Source organism: Micromonospora sp. CA-244673 (assembly GCF_050948395.1).
In the GTDB taxonomy this organism is placed as follows: Bacteria; Actinomycetota; Actinomycetes; order Mycobacteriales; family Micromonosporaceae; genus Micromonospora.
The window spans coordinates 1,360,223-1,380,795 of the sequence record NZ_CP192019.1 but is presented as its reverse complement, the minus strand read 5'-3'; the positions used below and the strand labels follow the sequence as shown (position 1 = coordinate 1,380,795).

The window sequence follows — 20,573 nt, the reverse complement described above, 5'->3', positions numbered from 1 at the left end:
GGGCCACGCGCGGCCCACGACCCGACGCCGGGGAGAGCGTCGGGTCGCGGGCCGCTTCGGAGCTGCCCGACCGGGGTCAGGCGGTCTCGGTGATGGGCCGGTCGACCCAGCTCATCATGGCGCGCAGCTTCTGCCCGGTCTCCTCGATCGGGTGCGCCGCGCCCTCGGCCCGCCACTTGGCGAAGTTCGGCCGGCCGGCCTCGTCCTCGGCCACCCACTCGCGGGCGAACTCGCCGGACTGGATCTCGCCGAGGATCTTGCGCATCTCCTCCTTGACCCGGGAGTCGATGACGCGCGGGCCGCGGGAGAGGTCGCCGTACTCGGCGGTGTCCGAGATGCTGTAGCGCATCCGGGCGATGCCGCCCTCGTACATGAGGTCGACGATGAGCTTCAGCTCGTGCAGGCACTCGAAGTAGGCCACCTCGGGGGCGTATCCGGCCTCGGTGAGCACCTCGAAGCCGGTCTGCACCAGCGCCGCCGCGCCGCCGCAGAGCACCGCCTGCTCGCCGAAGAGGTCGGTCTCGGTCTCCTCGGTGAAGGTGGTCCGGATCGCGCCGGCCCGGGTGCCGCCGATCGCCTTGGCGTAGGCCAGGGCCAGGCCGAAGGCGGTGCCGCTGGCGTCCTGCTCGACGGCGACCAGGCAGGGCACGCCCTTGCCGTCGACGTACTGGCGGCGCACCAGGTGGCCGGGGCCCTTCGGGGCGACCATCGCCACGTCCACGTCGGCCGGAGGCTTGATCAGGCCGTACCGGATGTTGAAGCCGTGGCCGAAGAAGATCGCCTTGCCGGGGGCGAGGTTGGGGGCGATCGACTCGGCGTAGAGGCCGCGCTGGGCGGTGTCCGGCGCCAGGATCATGATCACGTCGGCCTCGGCCGCCGCGTCGGCCGGCGTGAGCACGCGCAGGCCCTGCTCCTCGGCCTTCGGCCGGCTCTTCGAGCCGGCGGGCAGGCCGATCACCACGTCGACGCCGGAGTCGCGCAGCGACAGCGCGTGGGCGTGGCCCTGGCTGCCGTAGCCGATCACGGCGACCGTGCGGCCCTGGATCAGGCCCAGGTCGGCGTCGTCGTCGTAGTACACCTCAACGCTCATTGACTTCCCTTTCCTACGGCGGTGCCCGGCGGCCCGTCGAAAATCTGGTGGGTGCGAATCAGGCGGCGCGCAGCGCCGGGCCGGCGGTGATCGAGCGGGAGCCCCGCCCGATGGCCACCGTGCCGGACTGGACCATCTCCTTGATGCCGAACGGCTCCAGGTCACGCAGCAGCGCGTCGAGCTTGTCGGGGGTGCCGGTGGCCTCGATGGTCAGCGTGTCCGGCGCGACGTCGACCACCCGGGCACGGAAGAGGGCGACCGTCTCCAGCACCTGGGCGCGGGCGTTGCGGTCCGCGCGGACCTTGACGAGCAGCAGCTCCCGGGCCACCGAGACCTGCGGGTCCAGCTCGACGATCTTGAGTACGTTGACCAGCTTGTTGAGCTGCTTGGTCACCTGCTCCAGCGGCGAGGACTCGGCGTTGACCACGATGGTGATCCGGGAGACGTCGGGGTTCTCGGTCTCCCCCACCGCGAGGCTGTCGATGTTGAACCCGCGCCGGGAGAACAGCCCGGAGACCCGCGCCAGGACGCCCGGCTTGTTCTCCACCAGCACGGACAGCGTGTGCATCGTCATTACAGCTCGTCCTCGTCGAAGGCGGGGCGGACGCCCCGGGCGAACATGATCTCGTCGTTGCTGGTGCCGGCGGCGACCATCGGCCACACCATGGCGTCCTTGCCGACCACGAAGTCGATGACCACCGGAGCGTCGGTGATCGCCATGGCCGCCTCGATGGTCTTGTCCACGTCGGCGGCGTTCTCGCAGCGCAGGCCGACGCAGCCGAGCGCCTCGGCGAGCTTCACGAAATCCGGGATGCGGTGCTTGTGGGTGCCCAGCTCGGTGTTGGAGTAGCGCTCCCCGTAGAAGAGGGTCTGCCACTGCCGGACCATGCCCAGGTTGCCGTTGTTGATGACGGCGACCTTGATCGGGATGCCCTCCAGGGCGCAGGTGGCCAGCTCCTGGTTGGTCATCTGGAAGCAGCCGTCGCCGTCGACCGCCCAGACCGTGGTGTCCGGCTTGCCGACCTTGGCGCCCATGGCCGCCGGGACGGCGTAGCCCATGGTGCCGAGGCCACCGGAGTTGAGCCAGGTGTACGGCTTCTCGTACGAGATGAACTGGCTGGCCCACATCTGGTGCTGGCCGACGCCCGCCACGTAGACGGAGTCCGGTCCGGCGATCTCGCCCAGCCGCTTGATCACGTACTGCGGGGAGAGCGTGCCGTCGGCCGGCTCCTCGTAGCCCAGCGGGTAGCGCCCGCGCAGGTCGTCCAGCTGGTTCCACCAGTCGGCGAGGTCGGCGGCCGGGCGGGCCGCCTGCTCGGCGGTGACGGCCGCGATCAGCTCGTCGATGACGTGCCGGGCGTCGCCCACGATCGGGACGTCGGCGTGCCGGTTCTTCCCGATCTCGGCCGGGTCGATGTCGGCGTGCACCACGGTGGCGTCCGGCGCGAACGAGTCCAGCTTGCCGGTGACTCGGTCGTCGAAGCGGGCGCCCAGCGCCACGATCAGGTCGGACTTCTGCAGGCCGTAGACCGCGGCGACGGTGCCGTGCATGCCGGGCATGCCCAGGTGCTGCCGGTGCGAGTCGGGGAACGCGCCGAGGGCCATGAGGGTGGTGACCACCGGGATGCCGGTCAGCTCGGCCAGCCGGCGCAGCCCCTCGGTGGCGCCGGCCTTCAGCACGCCGCCGCCGACGTAGAGCACCGGGCGGCGGGCGCTGGTCATCAGCCGGGCCGCCTCGCGGATCTGCTTGCCGTGCGGGTGCAGGGTGGGCCGGTAACCGGGCAGGTCCAGGGTGGGCGGCCAGGCGAAGGTGGTCGGCGCCTGGAGGACGTCCTTGGGGATGTCGACCAGCACCGGGCCGGGCCGGCCGGTCGAGGCCAGGTGGAACGCCTCGGCCAGCACCTGCGGGATCTCGTCGGCCGTCTGCACCAGGAAGTTGTGCTTGGTGATCGGCAGGGTGATGCCCTGGATGTCCGCCTCCTGGAAGGCGTCCGTGCCGATCGACGGGCGGGCGACCTGGCCCGTGATCGCCACCATCGGCACCGAGTCCATGTAGGCGTCGGCGATCGGCGTGACCAGGTTGGTCGCGCCCGGGCCGGAGGTGGCGATGCAGACGCCCACCTTGCCGGTGGCCTGGGCGTAGCCGGTGGCGGCGTGCCCGGCGCCCTGCTCGTGCCGGACCAGGATGTGCCGGACGGTCGAGTCGTAGAGCGGGTCGTACGCGGGCAGGATCGCGCCGCCCGGGATGCCGAAGACGACGTCGACGCCGAGCGCCTCGAGCGACCGCACCAGCGAGCCGGCGCCGGAGAGCGGCGCGGGTCCCCGCTCGGTCGCGGTGCGTCCGTCCGCGCCGGCCTGCGCCGCGCGTCCCGCTACGGCCGGGGCGGCCGGGGCGGCACCGATGCGGGGGGTGGGGGCGTGGTCGGCGTCACCGGCCGGCTCGGTGGCCGGGCGGGCTCGCCGGACGGAGTGGGCGAGGGTCTCTGGCGTGGGTCTCGTCATGGCGGTTCAGGCCTTCGGCTGGAGTGGGTGATGCGCTTCTCAGGGTGGGACGCGGGCGTCCCGGCGATGCTCCGACGGCAACAAAAACGGCCCACGTGCAGATGCACGGGGCCAGCGCACTCTCGGTGGGAGAGTGCGCTCAGGTAAGTACTCGCAGCGACCGGTTCGACGACATGCGGTCAAGCCTGACGCATCTCACGCGATGAGTCAACTGATCCCACATTTTGGTTCACGGACGTGGGCGTGTCGGCTCCCGGAGCGCTCTCCGCAGCGGGCGCGACCTGCGAAGATCCCTCGTTCGAGGTACGCGGCGCGGGCACCTGGGCGGGCGGGTTGGACCGGAGCCGGGGCAGCAGCGGCGACGGCCCGGGCCGGGCCGGCGGGACCGGTGGGGCGGGCGGCACCGAGGTCGGGCGGTTGCCGGGCGAGGTGGCCGCCTCCAGCATCGCCTCCAGGTGCTCGGCGGGCACGCCCCAGCCGAAGGCCGCGCCCTGCCCGAAGCGGCAGCCGGCGGCCACCACGGCGGCCAGCTCGGCGGGGGTGGTGACGCCCTCCGCGATCACCTCAAGGCCCAGCTGGTGCCCGAGGCGCATGACGATGTCGACCATCGGGGCGAACGCCGGGCCGTCCCGGCCCACCGGCCGGACCGGCTCGTGCTCGGCGACCAGGCTGTGATCGATCTTGAGGATGTCGATCGGGAGCCGGCGGAGCTGCCCGAGCGAGGAGTAGCCCGCGCCGAAGTCGTCCAGCGCGATCCGCACCCCGGTCAGGCGCAGCGCGGTGAGCCGCCGGATCAGCTCGTCCAGGTCGGTGGCGACGGCGTGCTCGGTGACCTCCAGCACCAGCCGCTGCGGCGGCACGTGGTGGGCGCGCAGCGCGTCGGCGACCTGGACCACGTATTCCGGGGCGTGCAGCTCGCGGGGCGACACGTTCACCGACACCCAGACGTCGTGCCCGTCGGCCAGCCACCGGGAGAGCTGGTAGCAGGCCTGGTGCAGCACCCAGGCGCCGAGCTTGGAGATCATCCCGCACTCCTCGGCGAGCGGGATGAACTCGTCCGGCCGGACGTTGCCCAGCTCCGGGTGGTGCCAGCGGAGCAGCGCCTCGGCGCCGACCGGGCGGACCGAGGGCAGCGAGGCCACCGGCTGGAAGGCCAGCCGCAGCTCGTCGCGCTCGATGGCGCCGCGCAGCTCGTGCTCCAGCATCGTGCGCCGGCGCAGCAGCTGGTCGTAGGTGGCGTCGTAGCGCTCGATCCGGTTCTTGCCGCGCTGCTTGGCGTAGCGCAGCGCCAGGTCGGCGTTGCGCAGCAGCAGCTCGACGTCGGTCTCCCCGTAGGCGCCGGCCACGCCGATGCTCACCGAGAGGAAGACCGGCCCGTCCGCCTCCTCGTAGGGGCGGCCGAGCACCCCGAGCAGCCGCTCGGCGACCGGCCCGGGCTCGGTCGTGCCGTGCATGAGCACCGCGAACTCGTCGCCGCCGAGCCGGGCGGCCAGGTCGCCCGGGCGCAGGTTGCCGCGCAGCCGCCGCCCCACCTCGGCCAGCACCGCGTCGCCGACGTCGTGCCCGCGCATGTCGTTGACGTTCTTGAAGCCGTCCAGGTCCAGCCCGAGCAGCACGCACGGGACGCCGGCCTCGGCGCAGCGGTGCAGCGCGCGCAGCAGGCCGCGCCGGTTGGCCAGGCCGGTGAGCGGGTCGGTGTGCGCCAGCTCGCGGAAGTGCGCCTCCCGCTCGGCCAGCCGGCCGGCGTAGCCGCGGACGTCGTTGAGCGCGAGGTACTGGCGGGCCACCAGGGCGAAGCCCTCGACGCTGCCCGCCGCGATGCCGTACACGTCGAACCGGCCGCCCTGCAGCAGGTGGTACATGGCGGAGGCGGCCATCGCGAACATCGGCACGAAGGCGTACTCGCCGTCGCGGCGGATGAGGTCGACGTCAACCTGCGGCAGGTCGACCCGGTGCGCGGCCAGGGCGGTGGCCAGCAGGCCGGCGGCGATCACCACGGCGCCGACGTACGCCAGGCCCGCGCCGGCCTGGCAGAGCCCGGCCGACAGGCCCAGGCCGCCGCAGGTCACCCCGGTCGCGCCGGCGCCGAGCAGGAGCAGCCGCCCGCGCGGCGGCGCCGCCCGCAACACCATGATCAGGGTCAGCCCGGCGGTGAGCGCCGCGCTGACCGTGGCCAGCAGGATGGGTACGCAGGCGACGGGGGTCGCGTCCCCGAGCAGCCGGGTCGGCGGGCTGAACAGCGCCCAGCCGACGAACCAGAGCGCGCCCGCCATGATCACGCCGTCGAGCAGCAGCCGGGCGGTGGCCGCCCGGGCCGCGGCCGTGCCGGGCAGCCGGAGCAGGGCGACGCCGAGGCCGAGCCCGGCGAGCGTGGTGCCGAGCGAGACGACGGTGGCCCAGCCGGTGCGCTGCCCCTGCCGGTGCGCCCAGTGGTCGCCGGCGGCCAGCGTGCCGGCCAGCCCGAGGAGCAGGCTGAGCAGGGCGACCCCGGCGGCGGCCGCGAGCAGCACGTGGGCCCGCCGGTGCGGCCCGCCCCGGCGGCGCGCCGACACGGCGAGCAGGGCGGCGGCGCCGGCCGCGGCGAGCCCGCTCAGCACCGCGACGATGACCATGCCCGGGGACGACTGCACGACCTCAACTGTGCCGGATCGGCGCCCCCCGTGGGGCACCGGGTGTGCAACTGTTGGGACACGGCGCGTGTGCCCGGGGGCCACCGCGCCGGCGGTGTCAGACTGGTATGCATGCCTGAGCTGCGGTCGAGGACCTCCACCCACGGTCGGACGATGGCCGGTGCCCGGGCCCTGTGGCGGGCCACCGGGATGACCGACGACGATTTCGGCAAGCCGATCGTCGCCATCGCGAACAGTTTCACCCAGTTCGTCCCCGGCCACGTACACCTCAAGGACCTCGGCGGCCTGGTCGCCGACGCGGTGGCCGAGGCCGGCGGCGTGGGCCGGGAGTTCAACACCATCGCGGTGGACGACGGCATCGCCATGGGCCACGGCGGCATGCTCTACTCGCTGCCCAGCCGGGAGCTGATCGCCGACGCGGTCGAATACATGGTCAACGCGCACTGCGCGGACGCCCTGGTCTGCATCTCCAACTGCGACAAGATCACCCCGGGCATGCTGCTGGCCGCGCTGCGGCTCAACATCCCGACCGTCTTCGTCTCCGGTGGCCCCATGGAGGCCGGCAAGACGGTGGCCATCGAGGGCGTCGTCCACTCCAAGATCGACCTGATCGACGCCATGATCGCCTCCTCGAACGAGGCGGTCACCGACGACCAGCTCGGCGAGATCGAGCGCTCCGCCTGCCCGACCTGCGGCTCCTGCTCCGGCATGTTCACCGCCAACTCGATGAACTGCCTCACCGAGGCCATCGGGCTGGCGCTGCCCGGCAACGGCTCGACGCTGGCCACCCACGCCGCCCGCCGGTCGCTCTTCGTCGAGGCCGGCCGCACCGCCGTGGAGATCGCCAAGCGCTGGTACGACTCCGACGACGCCTCCGTGCTGCCCCGCTCGATCGCCAACCGGGCCGCCTTCGAGAACGCCGTCGCGCTCGACGTCGCCATGGGCGGCTCGACCAACACGGTGCTGCACCTGCTGGCCGCCGCCCGCGAGGCGGAGCTGGACTTCGGGGTGGCCGACATCGACGCCATCTCCCGGCGGGTGCCCTGCCTGGCCAAGGTCGCGCCGAACTCTCCGCAGTACCACATGGAGGACGTGCACCGGGCCGGCGGCATCCCGGCCATCCTCGGCGAACTGGACCGCGCCGGCCTGCTCCACCGCGACGTGCACGCCGTGCACTCGCCGGACCTGCAGCGGTGGCTCGCCGACTGGGACGTGCGCGGCGGCTCCGCCATCCCCGAGGCGGTCGAGCTGTTCCACGCCGCCCCGGGCGGGGTGCGCACCACCGAGCCGTTCTCCACCACCAACCGCTGGTCCACCCTGGACACCGATGCGGCCGGCGGCTGCATCCGGGACCGCGAGCACGCGTACAGCGCCGACGGCGGGCTGGCCATCCTGCACGGCAACCTGGCGCCGGACGGCTGCGTCGTGAAGACCGCGGGGGTGCCCGAGGAGTGCCTGACCTTCCGCGGACCGGCCAAGGTCTACGAGTCGCAGGACGACGCGGTCACGGCCATCCTGGCCAAGGAGGTCGTGGCCGGTGACGTGGTGGTGATCCGCTACGAGGGCCCGAAGGGCGGCCCCGGCATGCAGGAGATGCTCTACCCCACCTCGTTCCTCAAGGGCCGCGGCCTGGGCCGCTCCTGCGCGCTGCTCACCGACGGCCGGTTCTCCGGCGGCACCTCCGGCCTCTCCATCGGGCACGTCTCCCCCGAGGCGGCCTCGGGCGGGCTGATCGCGCTGGTCCGGGAGGGCGACGAGATCGTCATCGACATCCCGGGCCGGTCGATCCGGCTCGACGTGCCCGACGACGTGCTCCAGGCGCGCCGGGTGGCCGAGGAGAAGCGGGACCGCCCGTACACCCCGGCCGACCGGGTCCGGCCGGTGTCCGCGGCGCTGCGCGCGTACGCCTCGATGGCCACCTCGGCCAGCGACGGCGCCTACCGGCGGGTGCCGGAGTAGTCCGGGCGGCCCGGCCGCCCCGCCGGGTCAGGCGCCCAGCGCGATGGTGCGGGCGTGGCGGATGGCGGCCGGGGTGTCCGGGAAGATCAGCCCCTCCCGGCGCAGCTCCTCCGCCACGCCCAGCGTGCTGAGCACCTGGTCGTGGCCCGGCGTGATGCCGGAGAGCAGCACGGCGATCCCCCGCCCGCGCAGCCGGTCGACGGCGTCGCCGAGCACCTGCGCGCCGGTGGCGTCGACGGTGGACACCCGGGACATCCGCAGGATGACCACCCGGACGTCGGCCACCTCGGCCAACTCCAGCAGGAAGGTGTGCGCGGCGGCGAAGAAGAGCGGCCCGTCCAGCCGGTACGCGACGATGTGCTCGGCCAGCAGCGCGTGCTCCTCGGCGCTGTGCTCGCCGGGGTCGAGGGGCACCTGCTCCAGCCGGGCGCTGCGGGCCACCGCGCGCAGCGCCAGCACCACGGCCACGGCCAGCCCGACCGCCACCGCGGTGACCAGGTCCCAGATCACGGTGACCGTGAAGGTGAGCACCAGCACCACGGCGTCGGCCCGGGTGGCCCGGAGCAGCGCCCGCAGCGACCCGGCCTCCACCATCCGCACGGTGGTGGCGAGCAGCACCCCGGCCAGGGCGGCGAGCGGGATGCGGCCGACGAGCGGGGCGGCGGCCAGCACGATGGCGGCGAGGGCGACGGCGTGGGTGAGCGCGGCGAGCTTCGAGGAGGCGCCGGCCCGCACGTTGACGGCCGTACGGGCGATGGCGGCCGTGGCGGGGATGCCCCCGAAGACCGGCGCGGCCAGGTTGGCCAGGCCCTGCCCGAAGAGTTCCCGGTCCGGGTCGTGCCGTTCGCCGACGGTCATCCCGTCCGCCACGGTCGCCGAGAGCAGGCTCTCCAGCGCGGCGAGCGCGGCCACCGCGAGCGCGCTGGGCAGCAGCACGCCGAGCGCGCCGGGGTCGAGGAAGTCCAGCGACGGGGCGGGCAGCCCCTGCGGCAGGGTGCCGATGCGGACCAGGTCGACCGGTGCGAATTCGGCGAGCAGCGTGGCGGCGGCCACCCCGAGCAGGGAGAACGGCAGGCCGGGCCGCCAGCGGGCGCCGAGCAGCATGAGCGCGGCCACCCCGAGCGCGACGGCGACGGCCACCGGCCGCGGGTGGGCGGCGAACCGGGCGACCGCGTCGGCGGCCACCGCCCAGACCTTCTCGCCGTGCGCGTCGGTGACGCCGAGCGCCGCCGGCACCTGTTGCAGGGCGATGACCACGGCGATGCCGGCGGTGAAGCCCTCGATGACCGGGGTCGGCAGGTAGCGGACGTAGCGGCCGAGGCGGGCCAGGGCGAGGGCGAGCAGGATCAGGCCGGCCAGCGCGCCGACCATCAGCACGCCCCGGGCGCCGAAGCGCTGCACCACCGGCACGAGCACCACGGTCATCGCGCCGGTGGGGCCGGAGACCTGGAGGTTGGAGCCGCCGAAGATCGCGGCGACGGCCCCGGCGACCACGGCGGTGACGAGCCCGGCCTGCGCGCCGAGCCCGGAGGTGACACCGAAGGCGAGGGCGAGCGGCAGCGCCACCACGGCCACGGTGAGCCCGGCGAGCAGGTCGCGGCGGGGCGAGCGGCGTACCGCCGCCCAGTCGGACCGGCCGGGCAGCAGCCCGGACAGCCGGGTCCGGAGCAGCCGGCCGGCGCGACGCGGGCCGCCGCCGGGGACGCCGGGCCGGGACGGGCCGCCGATGGCGGAGGAGGTCGGTGCCGCCGCGTTCACCGCTCCCCTTCCCCGGCGCGCAGTTCGTCGAGGAGGGCGTCCCGGTCGGTGAGGACCGCGCCGAGGATCCGCCGGCCGGCGGCGAGCAGGTCGGCCACGTCGGGGGTGCTGAGGGAGTAGACGACCAGCGGGCCGTCCCGGTGCGAGGTGACCATGCCGGCCCGGCGCAGCACGGCGAGCTGCTGGGAGAGGTTGGACGGCTCGACGTCGATGGCGGTGAGCAGGTCGCGGACGGGCTTCGGCCCGTCCTGGAGCAGTTCGAGCACCCGGATCCGGACCGGATGCCCGAGGGTGCGGAACAGCTCCGCCTTGGCCTGGTACAGCGGCACCGACATGTGAACTCCTCCCCGAGATCCCTGAAGACTTTAGCACTTGCGAAAATCTTCAAGTCGGCCTCAGGGCGGATCGGCGAGATCTTGGAGAGTTGCCGTCCGCCACGAACGGCAACTCTCCAAGATCCAGGATCGGTTACCGGGTGAGGTCGTTGACGCAGCGGAGGACCGGGCGGGTGGTCAGCGCGGCCTGGTCGAGCGGGACGTCCGCCGTCACGCTGAAGGTCACGGAATCCCCCGGCAGCAGGGTGACCAGAGCCTGATCGACCTCCGCCGACGGGTGCAGCCGGTCCGGGTAGAGGGTCAGGTCCCGCAGCACGCTCCGTGCGGTCACCTGGACCAGCTGGCCGCCTTCGAGCGGCTCGACCGTGGCGTCCAGCTCCGGCGCCGGCCACTCGACCTCGCGGTCCTCGGCGAAGAACCAGAGCGCCCGCTCGGAGGAGTCCCAGGGCTCCGCCACCAGCAGCTCCCGCCGGGCCTCCTCCGGCCGCGTCAGCTCCGACGGCAGCGCCACGACCACCGAGGAGTAAGGGGGCACGTCGAGCTTCACCGAGGTCTTCGCCCTCGGCTCCCAGTCGAGGGTGAGCCGGGTAACTGTGACAGGCACCTGCCACGCCCTGCCGGTCTCGTTCACGGCCACCAGCGCCAGCCCGCCGTCCCGCGGCTGCACGGTGAGCAGCCGGTCGGCGTAGGCCCGGCGGAGCGCATACCACAGGGGTTTGCGCCGGCCGTCGCCGTCGACGGCCGCCCAGGAGGTGACCGGCCAGCAGTCGTTGAGCTGCCACACGATGGTGCCCATGCAGACCGGCCGGTGCGAGCGGAAGTGTTCGACGCCGAGCTGGATGGCCCGGGCCTGGTTGAGCTGGGTGAGGTAGTGCCAGTCGTCGAAGTCGGCGGGCGCCGGCAGGTGGGCGTCGAGGCCACGCTGGAGCTTGCGGTCCCCGTCGGCGGCCTTCTGGTGGTGCGCCATCCCGGGCGAGTCGGGGGCGAGCGGCTCGTCGGAGAGCGCCCGGCGCAGCGTCGCGTACGCGGGGGGCGCCTGGTAGCCGAACTCGGCGACGAAGCGGGGCACGTACTCCCGGTACTTCGTGTAGTCGTCGGTGTTCCACACGTCCCAGATGTGCGTCGTGCCGTGCGCCGGGTCGTTGGGGTGCACGTCCTCGCTGCCCGACCAGGGGCTGCCCGGCCAGTACGGCCGGGTCGGGTCCAGCTCGGCGACGACGGCGGGCAGCAGCTCCAGGTAGTAGCCGCGCCCCCAGGTGCGGCCGGCGAGCGCCTCCTGCCAGTCCCAGTCGTGCCAGCCCCAGATGTTCTCGTTGTTGCCGGTCCAGAGCACCAGCGAGGGGTGGCTCGCCAGCCGGGTGACCTGCTCCCGCGCCTCCGCCTCGACCTCGGTGCGGAACGGCTCCTCCTCCGGGTAGGCGGCGCAGGCGAAGAGGAAGTCCTGCTGCACCAGCAGCCCGAGCTCGTCGGCCAGCTCGTAGAAGTCCTCCGACTCGTAGCGGCCGCCGCCCCAGACCCGCAGCAGGTTGACGTTCGCGCCGACCGCCTGGCCGAAGCGCTCGGCGAGGCGGGCCCGGGTGACCCGGTTCGGGAACGCGTCGTCGGGGATCCAGTTGACTCCCTTGACGAAGAGCGGCACCCCGTTGACGTGCAGGGTGAACGCGGAGCCGTGCGCGTCGGGGGCGGTGTCCAGGCGTACCGAGCGGAAGCCGATCCGGCGGGACCAGCCGTCCAGCGGGCGGCCGTCCGCGGCGCTCAGCGTCACGTCGAGGTCGTGGAGGGGCTGGTCGCCGTACCCGACGGGCCACCAGAGCGCGGGGTCGCGGACGGTGAGGGTCGCGACGGCGCGGCGCTCCCCCGCCGGGACGGTGACCTCGACGGCGGCGCCGGCCACGGTGGCGCGCACGGTGAGCGGCTCGTCAGCCGCCCGCTCGACCTCGACGTGCAGCTCGACCCGGCCGACGCCACCTTCGACGGTGACCAGCGGCCGGACGCCGGCCAGCCGGGCGGTGGACCAGCCGTGCAGCCCGATCTCCTGCCAGATGCCGGCCGTGACCACCGTGGGCCCCCAGTCCCAGCCGAAGTTGCAGGCGGTCTTGCGGATGAAGTGGAACGGCTCGGGGTACGCGTTCGGCCGGTCACCGAGCCGGTCCCGCTGCGCCTCGGCGTAGCGGTACGGCGAGTCGAAGCGCACGGTGAGGGTGTTGGCGCCCGGCCGGAGCAGCGGGCGGATCGGGAACCGGTAGGCGCGGTGCTGGTTCTCGGTGCGGCCGACCTCGGCGCCGTTGACGGTGATCGTGGCGACCGTGTCCAGGCCGGCGCAGACCAGGTCGACCCGCTCGTCGTCGCCGGGCCGCCAGTCCACGGTGGTCTCGTAGATCCAGTCGGTGCGGCCGATCCAGCCGAGGCGGTTCTCGTTGTCGTCGAGGTACGGGTCGGGGATGAGGCCGGCCGCCAGCAGGTCGGTGTGCACCTCTCCGGGGACGGTCGCCGGCACCGCCTGCCCGGCGACCTCCGGCGGCACCTGCGGACCGGGCACGGCCCGCAGCACCCAACCCTCGTGCAGCGTCTGACGGCTCACGACTTCACCGCGCCTTCCATAATTCCGCGGACGATCTGACGTCCACCGATGAACAGCATGACCAGCAGGGGCACGGTGGCGATGAACGCCCCGGCCAGCACCCGCCGGTAGATCACGTAGTTGCCGCTGGCCAGGTCGGACACGGCCACCATCGAGGTCGGGAAGTCGGTGCCGCTCAACGTGATGAGCGGCCACTGGAAGTCGTTCCAGGTGGCCACGAACGTGAGCAGCCCGAGCACGGCCAGGGCCGGGCGGATCGCCGGCAGCACGATGCTGGCGTACACGCGCATCGTGGTGGCCCCGTCCATCCGGGCCGACTCGACCAGCTCGTCGGGGACGGTGTTGACGATGAACTGCCGCATGTAGAACACCCCGAACGCGGTGACCAGCCCGGGGGCGATCACCGCGAGCAGGGTGCCGTTCCAGCCGAGCTTGCCCATCACGATGTAGAGCGCCACGATGCCGAGCTGGTTGGGCACGGTCAGGGTGAGCACCACGAAGAGCATCAGGGCACTGCTGCCCTTGAAGCGCAGCTTGGCGAAGGCGAACCCGGCCAGCGAGCAGAAGAACAGCACCGAGGCCGTCACCACGGTCGACACGATGACGCTGTTGACCAGCGAGGCGGCGAAGTAGACGTCCTGGAGGGAGAAGACCTCGTCGAGGTTGGTCAGGAACCGGTCGCCGGGGACGATCGCCGGCGGCAGCTTCGCGAGGGCCTCGTCGTCGCTGGTCGCGATGACGAACATCCAGTAGAGCGGGAACGCGGCGAAGAGCATGGTCAACGCGAGGAACAGGTAGGTCCAGAGCCCGGCGGCGGTCTCCTGCGGCGCCCGGGCCACCAGCCGGGGCCAGCGGCGCGGGGGTGCGGCGGCGGTCATCAAGGCCTCCTTTCGTTCGCGACTGCGGTACTCCGCTTCGCTGCGTTCCTCGCGCTCACCGCTGCCCTCCGGACAGTCGGTTCGTCACCACGTAATTGACGCCGGCGACGATCAGGATGATCAGGAAGAGGGCCCAGGACATGGCCGCGGCGTAGCCGAGGTTGAGGTCCTTCCAGCCGACCTTGTAGATGAGCTGGGCGATGGTCTGCCACTCGCCGTTCGGCCCGCCGGTGGCGGCCTGGGCGTTGGGGTCGAACAGCATGGGCTCGGTGAAGAGCTGGAGGCCGCCGATGGTGGAGAGGATGACGGTGAAGAGCACCACGGGCTGGATCATCGGCACGGTGATCCGCCAGAGCTGCTTCCACGGCCCGGCGCCGTCGATCGCCGCCGCCTCGTAGACGTCGCGCGGGATGGACTGCATGGCGGCCAGGTAGAGCAGCGCGTTGTAGCCGATCCACTTCCAGTTGACCATCGTGGCGATGGCGATCCAGGAGTGCAGTTTGTCGGCCCGCCAGTCAATCGGGTCGTCCGGGCCACCGAGGCCGAACAGCCCGAGGACCCAGTTGGCCATGCCGAAGTCGCGGGAGAAGAAGACGCTGAACACCATGGTCGAGGCGACGATCGGCGTCACGTACGGCAGCAGCACCCCCACCCGCCACCAGGTCTGCGCCCGCAGCTTGCGGTTGAGCAGCGAGGCGACCACGAGCGCGAGCAGCAGTTGGGGCACCGAGGAGAGCAGGAAGATGCCGAAGGTGTTGTAGAGGGCGTTCCAGAAGTCCTCGTCGCCGAGGAGCCGGCTGAAGTTCTCGCCGCCCGCCCAGTAGGGCAGCGTCGGATCGTCGAGCCGGTAGTTGCGCAGCGAGACCACCGCGTTGAAGAGCAGCGGGAAGAGCCCGAACACGATGAAGAGCAGGAAGAACGGCGCGATCATGAGGTACGGCATGTAGCGCATGTCGAAGCGGTACAGCCGGTTGCGCCAGCTCAGCCGCCGGTCGTCGCCCCCGGGGCGGCCGCGCTCCGGCGCGGCTCGGCGGCTCGGCGACGCGGGCGCGGCACGGGTGGTGGGCATCGGATCACTCCAGGGCCGAGGTGGGTGCGGCGGTGAGGCGGTGACGGGGCCGGCCGTGGCCCGCCCCGTCACCGGTGTCGGTCAGGACTTGGCGGCCTTGTCGGCCTCCTTGACCGCCTCGGCCCAGGCGGCGTCCGGCTTGAGGCTCTTGTTCTCGACCCGCCGGATCACGTTCTCCACGGCGACCCGGGTCGGGCCGTTCTTCTTGCCCAGGTACTGCGGGGTGAGGCCCTGCGCCATCTTCGGGAAGATCTGGCCGACCGGGGCGTCGTTGAAGAACGGGTTCTTGAAGTCGGCGATGGCCGGGTCGGCGTAGAGCGCCGGCTGCGAGGGCAGGTTGCCGACCTTCTTGAAGATCTCGATCTGCTGCTCGGGCGCGACCAGCCACTCCAGCAGCTTGTACGCCTCGTCGACGTGCTTGCCCTGCTTGGGGATGGTCAGGAACGAGCCGCCCCAGTTGCCGCCGCCACCGGGCACCGCGGCGATGTCCCACTTGCCCTGGGTGCCGGGGGCGGTGTCCTTGATGTGGCCGAGCATCCACGCCGGGCAGGCGAGCACGGCGAAGGCGCCGCTGGTGAAGCCCTTGTCCCAGTCGGCCTGGAAGCTGACCAGGTTGGCCGACAGCCCGGCCTGAACGGCCTTGACCGTGTAGTCGAAGGCGACCTTGGGGCCGCCGTCCATCTGGAGCTGCTCCTGGTCGGAGTAGAAGCCGACCTGCTGCTGGCCGAGGATCGGGTTGAACAGGTTGGTGCCCGCGTCGATGAACTTCTTGTTGGTCTTGGCGGTGTACTGCTGGCCGACCTCGATGAACTTGTCCCAGTCGGGCCAGAGGGCGGAGACCCGGTCGCGCTCGGTGGGCAGGCCGGCGGCCTTGAACAGGTCGGTGCGGTAGCACATGGCCAGGCCGCCGACGTCGGTGCCGAGGCCGATCTGGGTCTTGCCGTCGGCGGAGAGCGACTGCTTCCACTTCCAGGGCAGGTACTTGCTCTCGTACGATCCGGCGCCCTTGTCCAGCAGGTTGACGAACTTGTCGGACTGGCTGCGGAACTGGACCATGAAGCCCTCGTCGATCGCCGCGATGTCCGGCGCGCCGTTGCCGGCGACGAGCTTCTTCTGCAGGTCCTCGTGCTGCGCGTTGTACTCGCCGGAGTTCAGCTGGATCTTGACGTTCGGGTGCGCGGCCTCGTACCTCGCCTTGAGGTCCTGGAGGCCGAAGTCGCCCCAGAAGTTGATTTTCAGGGTGACCTGGCCGTCGGCGGCGTCGGAACCGCCGGTGGTGCTCTTGCCGCTGCAGGCGGCGACCATGACCAGGCTGACGGCACCCACGGTGGCCGCCCGGGCCCAGTGCGTCCAGGACCGTTTCATGTCATCCTCCGCGCCGAATATGGGAACGCTCCCGAGATCGAGGAACGTTGACTGAACCGGATAAGTGAGGACACCGTACGGGGCACCCCCTGGGCTGTCAACGGGCGGTTACGAGCCGGGCCGTCCGGTAACCTGATCGATGTGATTTGCGCGTGTTCACGCGTCTCCTCGCGCCCGAACGGACCGGGGAGGGTCGGGTGACACGGGCGCTTAACCGGGCAAGTGGCCGCCGGGCGTGCCGCGCTCATTGCGGCGCGACCCGGTGCAGTAGCGTGACAGCCGCCGGTCACCCCGGCGGTGGAAACGGGGCCCGCGAGGGCCGGACCAGTGGAGGAGCGCGCCGGTGAAGCGGCCGACCATCGCCGATGTCGCCCGGCGGGCCGGGGTCTCCAAGGGCGCGGTGTCCTACGCGCTGAACGGCCAGCCCGGCGTGTCCGAGGCGACCCGACAGCGGATCCTGGCCATCGCCGCCGAGATCGGGTTCAGCCCGAGCAGCGCGGCCCGGGCGCTCTCCGGCGCCACCGCCAAGGCGGTCGGCCTGGCCCTGTGCCGGCCCGCCCGGATACTGGGCATCGAGCCCTTCTTCATGGAGCTGATCAGCGGCGTCGAGGCCGAGCTGTCGGCCCGCTCCTACGCGCTGACCCTCCAGGTGGTGGCCGACCAGGAGGCCGAGATCGCGGTCTACCGCCGCTGGTGGGCCGAACGCCGGGTGGACGGCGTGTTCGTCTGCGACCTGCGCACCGACGACCGGCGGGTGCCGGCGCTGGAGGAGCTGCAACTCCCGGCCGTGGTGATCGGCGGCCCCGGCCACACCGGCAGCCTGGCCAGCGTCTGGTCCGACGACGCGGCGGCCCTGGTCGAGACGGTGGAGTACCTGGTCGCGCTGGGGCACCGGCGGATCGCCCGGGTGGGCGGCCTCCCCTCGCTGCTGCACACCGAGATCCGCACCGACGCGTTCACCGAGGTGTGCCGGCGGCTCGGGCTGGACGAGGCCACCACGGTCTGGTCCGACTACACCGGCGAGGAGGGCGCGCGGGCCACCCGCCGCCTGCTCAGCTCCGCCGCCCGGCCCACCGCGGTGATCTACGACAACGACGTGATGGCGATCGCCGGGCTCTCCGTGGCCCAGGAGATGGGGCTGGCCGTGCCCGGCGACCTGTCCATCGTGGCCTGGGACGACTCCCCGCTCTGCCAGCTCGTGCACCCGCCGCTGACCGCGCTGGGCCGGGACATCCCCGCGTACGGCGCGCACGCCGCGCGGCAGCTGCTCGCCGTGATCGCCGGCGAGCCGGTGACCGGGATCCAGGACGAGACCGCCCACCTCACCCCGCGCGGCAGCACCGCGCCGCCGCGAATCCGGTGAACCGGTTCAGTGATCCGGCTGAACGACCAGGTCAGCGGGGCGTCGAGGGAAACTCCTCGAACCACGCCTCCACCCGCTCGGCCGGGGCCGGACGGGCCAGCGCGAAGCCCTGCCCGTAGCGGCAGCCGGCCCGCCGCGCCCCGGCCACCTGGGCATCGGACTCCAGGCCCTCGACCACCAGCTCCAGGCCGAGCCGGTCGCCCAGATTGGCCACCACGTCGATCAGCGGGCGCTGCCCGTCGGCGACCGGCCCGACCAGGTGCGGACCCACCTTGAGCAGGTCGATCGGCAGCCGGCGGAGCTGGGCGAGCGAAGCGTGCTCGGCGCGGAAGTCGTCCAGCGCCGTGCGGACGCCGAGCGAGCGGAGGCCGGCGAGCCGGGCCACCACGGTGGACAGCTCGGGGGCCACCGCGGGCTCGGCCACCTCCACCACGAGGCGTTCCGGTGGCACGTCGTACGCGGCCAGGGCCGTCGCCGTGCGGGCCACGAAGTCGGGCGCGGCCAGCTCCCGGGGCGTGACGTTGACCGCCATCCACAGCTCCCGGCCGCCCCCCGACCAGTCAGCGAGCTGCCGACAGGCCCGGTCCAGCACCCACCGCCCGACCTCCCCGAGCAGGTCGAGGTCGGCCGCCACGGGCAGCAGTTCCTCCGGCAGCACCGTGCCCAGCACGGGACTGCGCCAGCGCAGCAGCGCCTCGGTGCCCACCGGCTGCCGGTCGGCCAGCGCCAGCACCGGCTGGTAGACCAGGTCCAGCTCGCCCCGGGCGACCGCGCCCGGCAGCTCCCGTTCCAGGTCCAGCCGCCGGACCAGCTGCTCCTCCAGGTAGGCGTCGTACCACTCGACCCGGTCGCGGCCGAGCTGCACCGCGCGCCGCCGGGCCAGGTCGGCCTGGCGCAGCACGTCCTCCGGCTCGCCCCCGGTGGTCTCGGCCAGCCCGATGCTGGCCCGGATCCGGCTCGCCCCGCCGGGCCGCGGTACGGGCTCGGCGAGCACGGCGAGCAGCCGGATGCCCAGCGCGTACGCGGGCACCGGCCCGAGGTCGGTGAGCACGGCGAACTCGGTGTCGGTGAGCCGGGCCACCAGGTCGTGCGGGCCGGAGCCGGACCGGAGCCGGTGGACGACCTCGGCGAGCACCGGCCCGTCCAGCACCGCCGTCTCGTCGGCGCCGTGCAGGTCGACCACGAGCAGCGCGCCGCCGGTGCGCCGGGCGAGCACGCGGGCCAGCTCGGCCCGGTCGGCCGGCGGGGCGTCGGCGGGCCACTCCCCGTCGCCGGCCAGGAGCCGCAGCCGCGCCTCGCTCTCGGCCAGCCGCTCGGCCCGGCGCCGGTGGTCGGCGGCGCCGAGCACCTCCCGGACCACCATCGGCGGGATGACGGCCAGCCCCAGGGCGATCTCCGGTGCGGTGAACTGTCCCACCGTCCACAGGTGGTGACCGGCGGCGAGCGCCGCGATGCCGGCCGGCGCGGTCAGCCCGGGCCAGGCGGCCGGTCCCACGCCGGTGCGGGGTCGCTCCCCGGCCGCGGTACGCCGGGCGCCGGCCGCGGTCAGCAGCGCGCCGGCCAGCAGCGGCGGCGCGACGGCCAGCGCGGCCCGGTCCGGGGCGGTGCAGGCGAGCAGGACCACGAGCAGGGCCAGCCCGCCCAGCGTGGCGGCCGCGCCCGCGTGGCAGCGGGCCGCACCCGGTCGCCGGCGCCGCTCGGCGAACGCGGCCACCAGCAGGACGGCCAGGGCCAGGGCGCCGGCGACGCTGGCGGCCCGCGCAGCCGGCGGCACCGGGCCGGCCGGCAGCAGCACCCAGCCGGCGAAGACCAGGCTCACGCCGAGGCCGACCACGTCCACGCCACGGCGCAGCCGTTCCGCGCCGGAGAGCCGGGAGCGGCCGGGCAGTCGGAGCAGGGCGACGGTGTACAGCGGGGCGGTGACGGCCAGGCCGGCCAGGGCTACCGGCAGCCGGTGCGCGGGTTCACTCAACGGCAGCACCGCGACGGTGAGCCCGGCGGCCAGCACCGCGACGTCGAGGATCCCGGCGACCCGGCGGGACAGCGCCACCCGGCGGGCCCGTCGCCCGGTCGGCCGGGCGGCGGCCGGTTCGGACGGGTCCGGCGGCCCGGTCCCGCCCGGCCGCCGTCCAGCCGGCGGGACGGTTGCGCCGGGCCACGGCCCGGCCGGCGGGACGGTCCCGTCGGGCGTCTGCCCGGCCGGCGCGGCGGCGGGCGGATCGGTCGGCGCGGGCGGGGCGCCGGCCAGCCAGGCGAGCCGGACGCAGGCCAGGGCGGAGCCACCGGCCACGGCGAGCGCCACGGCGGCGGGTCCGGGAACCAGGCCGGCGGCGCCGGCGAGGACGAACAGCGCGCCGGCGAGCGACACGGCGAGGTCGGGCAGTGGTGGCCGGCGGCGGGGACCGGCGGCGGGGTGGGTGACGGGCACGGCGGTCGCCTTCGTGAGGGGGCACGGGGCGGTGCGGTTGCGGTACGACGTGCGGGGTCAGCGGGTCGGATCGGGTGCGACCGCCGCCGGACGGGGACCGGTGCGGCCACGCCCATAAACGATCCCGGACGTCCCCGGTTACGCGACACACCACGTGACGCCCGTCACACCCTGGCTCGGGCCGGTGCCGGCCGCCCGCCGGAATCGCCGCCGCCCCGGGGTGGGATCATCGGGGGGTGAGCCGCGCCGACACCGTCCGTTTCCGCTACAACCAGGCGATCCTGGTCGCCGCGCTCGTCGCGCTCCTCGGCGCGCTGCCGCTGGCCACCGCGCGCTGGTGGCTGCTCTGGGTGCTGCTGATCCCGCTGGCGCTCGCCGTCTGGGCGTGGCGGGCCGGCACCGACGCGGACGCCCGGGAGCTGCGGCTGCGGGCCCTCGTCGGCCAGCGGCGGGTGCCCTGGACGCGGGTCGCCGAGCTGGCCGCCGACCAGCGCGGCCGGGCGGTCGCCCGGCTCGACGACGGCGAGACGCTGACGCTCCCCGCCGTCCGCGCCACCGACCTGCCCCGGCTCATCTCCGCCACCGGGCAGGAACTGCCCGAGTCCGCCGGCTGAC

General features: G+C 73.6%; 14 protein-coding genes. 3 read left to right on the top strand and 11 right to left on the bottom strand.

The annotated features are described in order from the left end of the window. Nucleotides 1-76: 76 nt before the first annotated feature. The 4 genes from ilvC to ACQP12_RS06635 all read right to left on the bottom strand — a co-directional run bounded on the left by ilvC (nt 77) and on the right by ACQP12_RS06635 (nt 6,222). Nucleotides 77-1,090: a ketol-acid reductoisomerase gene (gene ilvC / locus ACQP12_RS06650; protein WP_433285897.1), complete on the bottom strand. Its 1,014-nt coding sequence runs from the start codon at nt 1,088-1,090 to the stop codon at nt 77-79. Between the two features lie 58 nt (nt 1,091-1,148). Next, nucleotides 1,149-1,664 (bottom strand): acetolactate synthase small subunit, encoded by a 516-nt coding sequence (gene ilvN / locus ACQP12_RS06645; protein ID WP_357937530.1) that lies wholly within the window; start codon nt 1,662-1,664, stop codon nt 1,149-1,151. After that, nucleotides 1,664-3,592 (bottom strand): acetolactate synthase large subunit, encoded by a 1,929-nt coding sequence (locus tag ACQP12_RS06640; RefSeq protein WP_433285894.1) that lies wholly within the window; start codon nt 3,590-3,592, stop codon nt 1,664-1,666. Before ACQP12_RS06640 ends, ilvN begins: the two co-directional genes overlap by 1 nt. A gap of 179 nt (nt 3,593-3,771) precedes the next feature. Next, a complete protein-coding gene (locus ACQP12_RS06635; RefSeq protein WP_357937534.1) occupies nt 3,772-6,222 on the bottom strand; it encodes a putative bifunctional diguanylate cyclase/phosphodiesterase in 2,451 nt (816 codons plus the stop codon). A 111-nt stretch (nt 6,223-6,333) separates the two neighbouring features. Here ACQP12_RS06635 and ilvD point away from each other — a divergent pair, with 111 nt between their 5' ends. Then, the gene (gene ilvD / locus ACQP12_RS06630; RefSeq protein WP_433285892.1) at nt 6,334-8,181 is read left to right on the top strand and encodes a dihydroxy-acid dehydratase; all 1,848 of its coding nucleotides are present in this window, start codon (nt 6,334-6,336) and stop codon (nt 8,179-8,181) included. Between the two features lie 27 nt (nt 8,182-8,208). Here the strand turns inward: ilvD and ACQP12_RS06625 are convergent, their stop codons facing one another. The 6 genes from ACQP12_RS06625 to ACQP12_RS06600 form a co-directional block, all read right to left on the bottom strand. Further along, a complete protein-coding gene (locus ACQP12_RS06625) occupies nt 8,209-9,939 on the bottom strand; it encodes a SulP family inorganic anion transporter (RefSeq protein WP_433285890.1) in 1,731 nt (576 codons plus the stop codon). Beyond that, complete coding sequence (locus ACQP12_RS06620; RefSeq protein ID WP_357937537.1) at nt 9,936-10,274, bottom strand: ArsR/SmtB family transcription factor; 339 nt, start codon at nt 10,272-10,274, stop codon at nt 9,936-9,938. The genes ACQP12_RS06625 and ACQP12_RS06620 overlap by 4 nt, the downstream gene beginning before the upstream one ends. 133 nt (nt 10,275-10,407) lie before the next feature. Further along, on the bottom strand, nt 10,408-12,855 hold the full coding sequence (locus tag ACQP12_RS06615) for a glycoside hydrolase family 2 protein (RefSeq protein ID WP_433285888.1): 2,448 nt from the start codon (nt 12,853-12,855) through the stop codon (nt 10,408-10,410). Next, entirely contained in the window at nt 12,852-13,733 is an 882-nt protein-coding gene (locus ACQP12_RS06610) for a carbohydrate ABC transporter permease (protein ID WP_433285886.1), read from the bottom strand. The genes ACQP12_RS06615 and ACQP12_RS06610 overlap by 4 nt, the downstream gene beginning before the upstream one ends. A 55-nt stretch (nt 13,734-13,788) precedes the next feature. After that, entirely contained in the window at nt 13,789-14,802 is a 1,014-nt protein-coding gene (locus ACQP12_RS06605) for a carbohydrate ABC transporter permease (RefSeq protein WP_433285884.1), read from the bottom strand. An 81-nt stretch (nt 14,803-14,883) separates the two neighbouring features. Then, complete coding sequence (locus ACQP12_RS06600; RefSeq protein WP_433285882.1) at nt 14,884-16,167, bottom strand: ABC transporter substrate-binding protein; 1,284 nt, start codon at nt 16,165-16,167, stop codon at nt 14,884-14,886. 343 nt (nt 16,168-16,510) lie between these two features. Here ACQP12_RS06600 and ACQP12_RS06595 point away from each other — a divergent pair, with 343 nt between their 5' ends. Next, on the top strand, nt 16,511-17,530 hold the full coding sequence (locus ACQP12_RS06595; RefSeq protein ID WP_433285880.1) for a LacI family DNA-binding transcriptional regulator: 1,020 nt from the start codon (nt 16,511-16,513) through the stop codon (nt 17,528-17,530). Between the two features lie 31 nt (nt 17,531-17,561). On the opposite strand, the gene ACQP12_RS06590 is transcribed toward ACQP12_RS06595, so the two are convergent. Beyond that, the gene (locus ACQP12_RS06590; RefSeq protein WP_433285878.1) at nt 17,562-19,958 is read right to left on the bottom strand and encodes a putative bifunctional diguanylate cyclase/phosphodiesterase; all 2,397 of its coding nucleotides are present in this window, start codon (nt 19,956-19,958) and stop codon (nt 17,562-17,564) included. Nucleotides 19,959-20,194: 236 nt separating this feature from the next. Here ACQP12_RS06590 and ACQP12_RS06585 point away from each other — a divergent pair, with 236 nt between their 5' ends. Beyond that, nucleotides 20,195-20,572 (top strand): PH domain-containing protein, encoded by a 378-nt coding sequence (locus ACQP12_RS06585; protein ID WP_357937550.1) that lies wholly within the window; start codon nt 20,195-20,197, stop codon nt 20,570-20,572. Nucleotide 20,573 lies beyond the last annotated feature (1 nt).

Coding starts and splice junctions, on each gene's coding strand:
- ilvC (WP_433285897.1), bottom strand. CDS start 1,090: ATGAGCGTTGAGGTGTACTACGACGACGACGCCGACCTGGGCCTGATC.
- ilvN (WP_357937530.1), bottom strand. CDS start 1,664: ATGACGATGCACACGCTGTCCGTGCTGGTGGAGAACAAGCCGGGCGTC.
- ACQP12_RS06640 (WP_433285894.1), bottom strand. CDS start 3,592: ATGACGAGACCCACGCCAGAGACCCTCGCCCACTCCGTCCGGCGAGCC.
- ilvD (WP_433285892.1), top strand. CDS start 6,334: ATGCCTGAGCTGCGGTCGAGGACCTCCACCCACGGTCGGACGATGGCC.
- ACQP12_RS06620 (WP_357937537.1), bottom strand. CDS start 10,274: ATGTCGGTGCCGCTGTACCAGGCCAAGGCGGAGCTGTTCCGCACCCTC.
- ACQP12_RS06610 (WP_433285886.1), bottom strand. CDS start 13,733: ATGACCGCCGCCGCACCCCCGCGCCGCTGGCCCCGGCTGGTGGCCCGG.
- ACQP12_RS06605 (WP_433285884.1), bottom strand. CDS start 14,802: ATGCCCACCACCCGTGCCGCGCCCGCGTCGCCGAGCCGCCGAGCCGCG.
- ACQP12_RS06600 (WP_433285882.1), bottom strand. CDS start 16,167: ATGAAACGGTCCTGGACGCACTGGGCCCGGGCGGCCACCGTGGGTGCC.